Origin of the sequence: Vibrio alginolyticus NBRC 15630 = ATCC 17749 (genome assembly GCF_000354175.2) — a bacterium.
GTDB classification, from domain to species: domain Bacteria; phylum Pseudomonadota; class Gammaproteobacteria; order Enterobacterales; family Vibrionaceae; genus Vibrio; species Vibrio alginolyticus.
Genome location: NC_022359.1, coordinates 1,107,480 through 1,115,784, shown reverse-complemented (window position 1 = coordinate 1,115,784; position 8,305 = coordinate 1,107,480). Strand labels below are relative to the sequence as shown.

The 8,305-nt window shown below is 42.1% G+C and carries 9 protein-coding genes; 3 read left to right on the top strand and 6 right to left on the bottom strand.

Annotated elements, in window-relative coordinates; translation table 11 throughout:
- Window positions 1-348: 348 nt before the first annotated feature.
- The gene (locus N646_RS20275; protein WP_005376619.1) at window positions 349-600 is read left to right on the top strand and encodes a YgjV family protein; all 252 of its coding nucleotides are present in this window, start codon (window positions 349-351) and stop codon (window positions 598-600) included.
- 88 nt (window positions 601-688) lie between these two features.
- Here N646_RS20275 and N646_RS20270 read toward each other — a convergent pair whose 3' ends face one another.
- Window positions 689-970, bottom strand: a complete 282-nt coding sequence (locus tag N646_RS20270; RefSeq protein ID WP_005376622.1) for a DUF2218 domain-containing protein — start codon at window positions 968-970, stop codon at window positions 689-691.
- A gap of 41 nt (window positions 971-1,011) precedes the next feature.
- A complete protein-coding gene (locus tag N646_RS20265) occupies window positions 1,012-3,018 on the bottom strand; it encodes a TonB-dependent siderophore receptor (RefSeq protein WP_017820303.1) in 2,007 nt (668 codons plus the stop codon).
- Between the two features lie 116 nt (window positions 3,019-3,134).
- On the opposite strand from N646_RS20265, the gene N646_RS20260 reads away from it, so the two are divergent.
- The gene (locus N646_RS20260; protein ID WP_017820304.1) at window positions 3,135-4,103 is read left to right on the top strand and encodes a helix-turn-helix domain-containing protein; all 969 of its coding nucleotides are present in this window, start codon (window positions 3,135-3,137) and stop codon (window positions 4,101-4,103) included.
- A gap of 87 nt (window positions 4,104-4,190) precedes the next feature.
- The gene (gene cueR / locus N646_RS20255; RefSeq protein ID WP_017820305.1) at window positions 4,191-4,577 is read left to right on the top strand and encodes a Cu(I)-responsive transcriptional regulator; all 387 of its coding nucleotides are present in this window, start codon (window positions 4,191-4,193) and stop codon (window positions 4,575-4,577) included.
- Window positions 4,578-4,619: 42 nt separating this feature from the next.
- Here cueR and vctC read toward each other — a convergent pair whose 3' ends face one another.
- From vctC to N646_RS20235, 4 genes are read right to left on the bottom strand one after another with little or no spacing between them, the layout of a single operon-like run.
- Window positions 4,620-5,375, bottom strand: coding sequence for an iron chelate ABC transporter ATP-binding protein VctC (gene vctC, locus N646_RS20250; RefSeq protein WP_017635379.1), 756 nt, complete (start codon window positions 5,373-5,375; stop codon window positions 4,620-4,622).
- A 2-nt stretch (window positions 5,376-5,377) separates the two neighbouring features.
- The gene (gene vctG, locus N646_RS20245; protein ID WP_005376631.1) at window positions 5,378-6,328 is read right to left on the bottom strand and encodes an iron chelate uptake ABC transporter permease subunit VctG; all 951 of its coding nucleotides are present in this window, start codon (window positions 6,326-6,328) and stop codon (window positions 5,378-5,380) included.
- The gene (gene vctD, locus N646_RS20240) at window positions 6,321-7,256 is read right to left on the bottom strand and encodes an iron chelate uptake ABC transporter permease subunit VctD (RefSeq protein WP_017820306.1); all 936 of its coding nucleotides are present in this window, start codon (window positions 7,254-7,256) and stop codon (window positions 6,321-6,323) included. The genes vctG and vctD overlap by 8 nt, the downstream gene beginning before the upstream one ends.
- Window positions 7,257-7,278: 22 nt before the next feature.
- Window positions 7,279-8,187: a siderophore ABC transporter substrate-binding protein gene (locus tag N646_RS20235; RefSeq protein WP_005376635.1), complete on the bottom strand. Its 909-nt coding sequence runs from the start codon at window positions 8,185-8,187 to the stop codon at window positions 7,279-7,281.
- Window positions 8,188-8,305: the final 118 nt, after the last annotated feature.

Below are 8,305 nucleotides of genomic sequence, written 5' to 3'. Positions count from 1 at the left end.
ACACGAGCAAGCTAATAATAAAATACATAAACACAGCACTTGAAAATAATTATCATTTTCAATCATATGTAAATATTCCCTTACTTTCAATGGTGTTTGAGCTATTAATGTCATCGTTATTATCAATCAACACAATAAGTAAAATTATCAGTAATTCCAGTCCTAAACGTTTGCGTAATCGCTAACCTTCTCTTAACCTTGATTTGAGGCTTTTATCACGGTTTTTCCATTGATATAGTGCGTCCATACAACAAAAAAGACCATTCGAGGCATGGAGCTTCCTCATTAATCTCAAGATGAGAAGAATTGGTACCGACAAAATTCGGCAGATTTTAAGAGGGTCAAAAAATGGACATGAATATGGTTGAGATTTTAGGTTATGCAGCTTCAATCATGGTCGCTATTTCGCTAACTATGAAAGATATTGTTAAGCTTCGTATCCTTAACTTTATTGGTTGTGCGCTATTTACTGCTTACGGACTAATGATTGATTCTTGGCCTGTAGTACTAACTAACGGTTTTATAGCTTGCGTTAACATCTACTTCCTAGCAAAAATGCAGCAGGAAAAAAAAAGCCTAGAGCCTGAGAAAGCGCAATAGCATTCAAACAATAAAAGCCCGCAAATCATAAGATTGCGGGCTTTTGCTTTTAACATTCCCTTTCTATCACAGCATCCTTAAACGAGCGCTAACGAACCCAGCTAAGTGCTAATGTTTCTCGACGAGAAAACATGTCCACATGCGATGAAATGATCGCCTTAACCGTATTCAGTTTCTCTTCTGAATCCGCCTCACAGGTTATAGTTAAGCTAGATGCACAAAGGTTAAACTCCGCTTTTCCCGTCGGAAATGTCACCAAACCGCTATTTTCATTCCAAGTAGCAGGAACTTTTCGTCCAAAATGCCGACAAAGCGTCACTAAGTATTTGTCAGCGTGTTCGCTATCTATTCGGGTGCTTTCTTTAATCATGAACTTACTCGTTACTTTGAAACGTCCTATGAAGAACCTTGTTAGAATTGATAAGCTGCAGAGAGCTTGAAGTTGCGACCCGGCTCGTAGTCATCAAGCGTGAAGCCACGTGCAGTACCCGAACGAGACGCATGAGAGCTGTACAACTCGTCAAATACATTATCAATACCAAAGGTCACCGACAGTCCATCAATATCAGACGGCACCCATTGAGCGTATAGATTATGCACATCATAACTTGCTTTCTTTGGCTGACCATCAAAGACGTTGTCTTCCTCTAGAACAAACATTGAGTTCCACCCGAAGATCGTTTCTAAAGCGTCTGACTGGTAATCCAAAGTTAAAGCAATGCTATCACCCATATCAATGCTACGCCCATTGCCCCCAGCAACAGGACCACCAGTATTCTTGTTTTTGGTGTCCGACTTAGAGTAAGAAAGTTTGCTGTTAAACTTGTCGTAACCATAAGAAGCACTTGCCTCAAAGCCTTTAATCTCAACATCACCTAAGTTGTAAATCAGGTAAGTTTGAGTCGCGTTTTGGTACTGATCTGCAATGTAATCATCAATTTCCGTTTGGAATACCGTAATATTCGCCCCAAAGAAATGCTTATCAAAGGTTTTATCAAAACGAACACCACCCTGCGTGTTCAATCCCGTTTCTGGCTTTAACCCATCCTCTAAAAATGCAACGTCTTGGTAAGCAATAAAGGTTTCCATTAGCTCTGGACCTTTAAATAGAGAACGTGCACTCGCAAACAACGTCCAATCTTGAGTCACCGCCCACTCTGCTGCTAGAGCCCAAGTCACATCATCATAATTACTGGTTCCTGTCTCAGCTTTGCGTTTGTAATCATCAAAGCGCATACCTGCGGTAATAAAGAAGGCATCAGAGAAGAAGAACTGATCTTCTACAAACAGTGCGGTTGAAATCGCCGATTCGTCCATAAACTTACGACTACCGTAGTAACTCGAAGACGTTTTATCCATGTAGTCGAAGCCATAAGTGACTCGATTATCAAACTCACCTAACATAACATCTGACTGGAATTTGCCATTCAAACCAAAGTTTTGGTTTTTGGCGGTGTTCTTTGATAAACGGTTCGAGGGCCAACGAGGGGCCATCACCGTTTCGTCACGTTTAATTTCTGTCTCGGTATTATAAAGAGTGACGTTTCCTTGGTGTTGTTCGCCTCGCAACTCGTAACTCAAAGTAACGGTATCGCGGTCATAATCCGTAGGGATAAGTAACTTGCTCGACAGGCTATTATTTGCACTACCAGACATATCAGGACGCGGACTGTAATCTCCACTGTCTCGGTACATGTCATAAGAGAGCTCAAAACGATGGATGTCATTTAGTTCATACCCCAGCTTAGCCAGAATGTTGTAAACATCACCTGCAGCACCATAGGTTTTATTGCCATCACTATCTTCAAAATCATCACGCGTAACGTAATGGCCATAGACCATCGCATCAATGTTTTCGGACAAAAGTCCGTACAGTGTCAACGAACCTTGTTGGTTGTCGTTGGATGCATAGCCGCCATAAACACGCGCACCAAACTTTTCATCGTAACGAAGTAAGTCACGAGCGTCTTTCGTTTCAAAGTAGACCGAACCGCCTAACCCGTTTTGAGTCACAGAGTTATTACCTACCTTAATGTCCGCAGATTTGAGAATGTCAGGGTTCAACGTCAAGTTACCAATATGATGGAACATGCTCGCATGCTGAGAAGCACCGTCAAGACGAATGTCCAAATCGGTTTCGCTCAAACCACGAATCGTAATACGTTGATTCACAGAGTGTGTGCCACCAACATCCACACCGGGAATATCGCGCAGTAAATCAGACATGTGATCCGCTTGCTTCAGTGACATGTCGTCCGCAAACATCGACTCAGTGTTGCTGGAAACTTTCGTTCCCCATACAACGACCTCTTCAAAATGTGACTCAGTATCTTGAGCTAAAACAGGGGTTGATAGCGCCATTCCCACTGCAAGGCAAAGGCTTGAAAGCTTGATAGGTGAACAAGCAGGGCTTTCCATAACTTAATTCCTAAATATTAATGATAATAATTCTCAGGTATAATAAGCATGAGTTTTATAAATACAAAGGCGATTTGGTTATGCGAAATCGCACAAGTGTTATGAGGAAGTGTCAAATGCAGGAAGTCACAACAAAACGAACTAAAATTGCCAAGATAGCTTTAACCCAAAGACTAGAGGCGACAGAGAAACAATGGATTGTCACGCAAGGCCAACCTTATCAAACTCAACTGGCCGAAGGTAAGTTCCTATCATATCAGTACAATGATCAAATTTTTGTTCATGGCGGGCGTTGTCTAGAACTTATTGATTCGAATATTGTTTCTACTGCACACGCCTCACTGCTGGTCACTATTCTTTTAGAAGGTAGACTCTCGTTTGGCTACGACGATTTGCAATTTGATTTAGACGCGAGCGACGGCCCTAAGGGTGTAGTGGTGAACTTACTCAAACCTGCAAATTTTCGTCGTTCACTGCTCAAAGATAACCTCATTAATAAGATCAACATATTGGTTAAGCCCCAATGGCTAGAGGCCCGCCTTGAGCAAAATTGTAGCCATCGAGCCTTTTTTAACTCTCATCAGGCGTTTCAACAGTTGGAGCTTAACCAGACGCTATGCGAGCTGGCTGACACGTTAACAAATAGAGAAACACCGCAAGAGTTCCAAGAGAAGCTAGAGGTCGAAAGCTTGATCTATCAAATTTTACATCAAGCCACCAAGCAAATTCCTAAGAATTTCAGTGCTAAAAACAGCAGTATTGAACGACACATTGATGGTCGGATTGAGGATATTGTCAGCTATATTGAAACTCACCTTGATCAAGAACTACGCTTGGAAAAGTTGGCGAGCCAATTCTCAATGAGTGTTTCAAACCTGCAGCGCCGATTTAAACAATCACTTAATATGACCATAAACGGCTACATTCGTTTTCGACGTCTTGAGATTGCTAGGCAACATTTGGAACGTGGCCTAGTGACGATAACAGAAGCCGCCTATGAAGCCGGATACCACCACCCTTCTAACTTCACTTATGCCTTCAAAAAGGCATTTGGTGTGCCACCACATGAAGTGATTAAAGAGTAAGGGGACTCTAGGTAACTGACTGTTATTTAGGAGTGTCTTATCCACAACATCGGTATATACTCGCCTTAAACGTTATGGAGGTTAAACATGAATATTGGTGCTGTCGCGAAGCTCACAGGGCTTTCATCTAAGTCGATTCGATTATATGAAGACAAAGGGATCATATCTCCACCAGCGCGTAGCGACTCTGACTATCGCGAATATTCAGATAATCATATTCAAGAGCTTAACTTGGTATCACGCGCAAAAAGCGCAGGCTTTTCATTGCAAGAATGCAAAGAGTTCGTACAACTTGCTCATAACCCCAACCGCAAAAGTAGCGAAGTAAAAGCAAGAACCATGGACAAACTGAGAGAGGTTGAAGAAAAAATTGCACACCTCATGGAGATCAAAACACAACTTGAAGGTTGGGTTTCTTCTTGTCCTGGAGATGCAGAGAGCCGATGCCCGATCATAGACGAGCTCACCAAGTAAGCCCGCCTATCTATTGATCTCGTTAAAAACGAACTAGCTCGCTTAATGATAGGTACACATGCGCTTACCGTTTAACTCTATGATGTTAAATGGCGTTTCATAGATGTCCTCTAGCGTAGACGCTTGAATAACCTCTTCAACCGCACCACTCGCCACAACCTTGCCTTTCTTAAGCGCCAATATGACATCTGAGTAACACGCCGCGAAATTAATATCATGAATCACGACCACCATGGCTTTATTCATGTCATGGGCTAACTGCTGTACAACTTTCATGATCTGAAGAGAGTGTTTGATATCTAAGTTATTAAGAGGTTCATCAAGAAAGACATAATCTGTATCTTGTGCAATCACCATAGCAATAAATGCAAGCTGTCGCTGACCACCACTTAATTCATCCAAGTATTTGTCTTGAATATCTTGCAAATCTAAGTAGTCGATCGCTTGTTCTATGACCTCATGATCTTCTTTAGTCAGATTTCCTTTAGAGTATGGGAAACGACCAAAAGAGACTAACTCTTTTACGGTAAACCGCATTGTAATCGAGTTAGCTTGGCGAAGTACTGCCAGTTTTTTCGCTAGCTCTTTTGTGTCCCATTCCGCGATTTCCTTGCAATCAATGATAACACTACCGCCATCTCGCTCCGTTAAGCGCGAGGCCATAGATAACAGCGTGCTCTTTCCCGCGCCATTTGGACCGATAATCGATGTTACCTTGCCCTTTTCAAACTGAGTATTGGCCTCGTCTACGACTTTGTTTGAACCGAAAGCCTTCGTTAATTTGTCTATTACTATCATATTTATACAACTTTGTTTTTCAGCAGCAGGTATAAGAAATACGCACCGCCGATAAAGTTAATTACGACACTCAACGTCGTCTCAAAACTGAACACGTTTTCGATTATCCATTGCCCAGCAAGTAATGAACTGATGGATAGAAACGAACATCCGACCAATAGCGTTTTATGTTGGTAACTTCGGAACATTTCTCGGCTTAAGTTGGTCACTAGTAAACCAAAGAACATGATTGGCCCTACCAAAGCCGTAGAAATAGCAATCAAAACCGCCGAGATAATAAACACATTTCTCGTCACTTTAGGTACATCAACACCCAAACTTTTCGCATTGTCTTGGTCGAGCCAAAACACATCTAAAGTGCGATGCATCCTAAACAACAACCAACATGCAAACATCAAAGCCGGAGCACTAAAATAAACCAAGTTCACTTTGACATTATTGAAACTGGCGTACAGTTTCGACTGAACAATTGCATATGTGTTTGGGTCCATCAGCAAAGAAAAGAATGACGCCGCATTGGAAAATAGCTGACCAAAGATCAAGCCGACCAATAGCAACGTAATCAAGTTCTTGCTGCCTTTTGAAAAGTAAAACCCAAACAGCAGTAGCGAAAACGACACCATTACAATTACTGCAATCGCGAAATTTACGTACAAATTAAGAACTAAGGTACTCAACCCACCAAAAATCAACACGATCAAAATTTGGGTTAACACATACAGCGCATCAAAACCCATGATACTTGGCGTTAAAATTCGGTTGTGCGTAATGGTTTGAAATACAAGTGAAGACTGAGCAATGGCCACACCCGCTAGCACTATCGCCAATACTTTAGGAACTCTACGAGACAAAAAATATTGGTAGTTGTCAGCCGTTAGCCCAATACCAATAAACAGACACGCGAAAAGAATCGCAATGCCACCTAGCAGCAGGATTTTCGTTGAATCACGCATGTTGCTTACCTCGCAACAACATTGCGATGAATACCACGCCACCCAATATGCTAATCACGATAGAGATTGGCATTTCATGAGGGAAAATAATTAAACGACTCACCAAATCGCAACACAACACTAAAATGGCCCCATACATGGCCGTAAGCGGAATGTTCTTTTTGAGGTTATCGCCATAAAAGTGACTCACGAGATTCGGTACAATCAGCCCTAAGAATGGCAACTGGCCAACAATCATCACGACACTTGCTGACATGATGGACACCAATAGCACGCCAATCGTCACAACCTGCTGATAATTCAAACCCAAGTTAATCGCGAAATCTTTTCCGATACCTACGGCAGAGATCCTTGCGGCAAAAAGATAGCTGAGGATAACCATTGGTACCGCGATGTACAGCAGTTCAAAATCACCACGCAAGATGTTGGCGAAGTTTGCGACTGTCCAAGCATTCAGACTTTGAAGTGCATCATATTTGTAAGCGATAAACGTAGTCATGGATTGGATGACATTGCCGAAAATAATCCCGACAAGTGGCACAAAAACCACGCTCTTAAATTGAATGCGCTGAATAAAGAAAACAAACGCTAGCGTCCCAAATACCGAGATGCCGAACACGAGCCAAAGGTGATTATCATTACCAAAGAAAACCACGCTCAGTACATAGCCCAGCATGGCACATTCGATCGTACCAGTTGTAGAAGGTGCCGCAAATCGGTTCTGGCTGATTTGCTGCATGACAAGACCCGCAATACTCAAGCCAGCACCAGCAAGCAATATGGCAAATAAACGTGGTATACGGCTGGTAAAGAAAAGTTCTAATGCTTTCTCATCACCTGAAAAGAGTTGTTGGGGCGTCATGTTTGCCACCCCAACAAATAACGAAACCGTGCTTAAAACCACAAGGGTTAGCAATAACTTCTTCAAAGTTAACCTCTGCTATCTTGGATTACAGTTCAACGGTTTGCTTTATCTCACTGACCATTTTTTCTGTTGCTGTCACACCAGACATCGACAAGTACCACGCGTCCACATCTAAATAAGTGATTTTATGATTTTTATATGCCGCAGTCGCTTTGACTAAGTCGTTATCCATGGATTTACGAATATCGTTATCCGGCGTACCTGTCAGAGAATTTCGGTCAACCACGAGAATATTTTTCGGGTTAGCTTCACGAATAAACTCATAAGAAATGACATCTCCGTGAGTGCCCGTTTTCACGTGCTCAACCGTTTCCAAGAAGCCAAAGTCGTTATAAATGACGCCAAATCGCGACTGGGCACCAAACGCGCTGATGTTGTCACCCATGCTCAAAATCGTTAATGCATCATTTTTGTTCGATTGGTTGTAGTCACGGATTGCTTTAAATTGAGCATCTAGCGCTTCAATTTTCTGCTCTACTTTTTCTTCGATATTGAAGATCTTACCAATATTGCGCCATTGCGCTTGCGTGCCTTCCCAATAGCCTTGGTTCTCTTTCGCCGCAAAAACAACTGTAGGGGCAATTTCACTCAGCTCTTCATATTTCGCAGACGCTCGCGGACCAACCAAAATCAAATCCGGTTTTTGCATGTAGATGGTTTCAAAATCAGGTTCAAACAAACTACCCGCAGAGGTGTAGTTATCTTTGCTGTATTTTGAAAGGTAACTAGGAAGATTAGAAGAGTTAGATACTGCAACAGGATCGATACCAAAGTTGTCCAACGCATCTAGCGGGCCAAAGCCAATCACAACCACACGCTCTGGGGATTGTTCTAGCTCTGTTTGACCCATGTAGTGGTCAATCACAACTTTAGCAGCGAAAGAAGGAGAAACAGTAAATAACGACAGCATAGCCGCACCAACGAATTTTTTCATTTTGTTAAGCCTTAATGAGATCTATTATCATACGCGTTCGCAATATAACGCTACTCTTTAATGCATTCAACAAAATTTAAGGTACTTTACATTAGTTACGTTTACTCAAGACTTAGAT

What these genes read in the sequence shown, in the direction of transcription:
- N646_RS20235 (WP_005376635.1), bottom strand. Translation starts at nt 8,187, where the DNA reads ATGAAAAAATTCGTTGGTGCGGCTATGCTGTCGTTATTTACTGTTTCT.
- cueR (WP_017820305.1), top strand. Translation starts at nt 4,191, where the DNA reads ATGAATATTGGTGCTGTCGCGAAGCTCACAGGGCTTTCATCTAAGTCG.
- vctC (WP_017635379.1), bottom strand. Translation starts at nt 5,375, where the DNA reads ATGATAGTAATAGACAAATTAACGAAGGCTTTCGGTTCAAACAAAGTC.
- N646_RS20265 (WP_017820303.1), bottom strand. Translation starts at nt 3,018, where the DNA reads ATGGAAAGCCCTGCTTGTTCACCTATCAAGCTTTCAAGCCTTTGCCTT.
- N646_RS20260 (WP_017820304.1), top strand. Translation starts at nt 3,135, where the DNA reads ATGCAGGAAGTCACAACAAAACGAACTAAAATTGCCAAGATAGCTTTA.
- vctG (WP_005376631.1), bottom strand. Translation starts at nt 6,328, where the DNA reads ATGCGTGATTCAACGAAAATCCTGCTGCTAGGTGGCATTGCGATTCTT.
- N646_RS20275 (WP_005376619.1), top strand. Translation starts at nt 349, where the DNA reads ATGGACATGAATATGGTTGAGATTTTAGGTTATGCAGCTTCAATCATG.
- N646_RS20270 (WP_005376622.1), bottom strand. Translation starts at nt 970, where the DNA reads ATGATTAAAGAAAGCACCCGAATAGATAGCGAACACGCTGACAAATAC.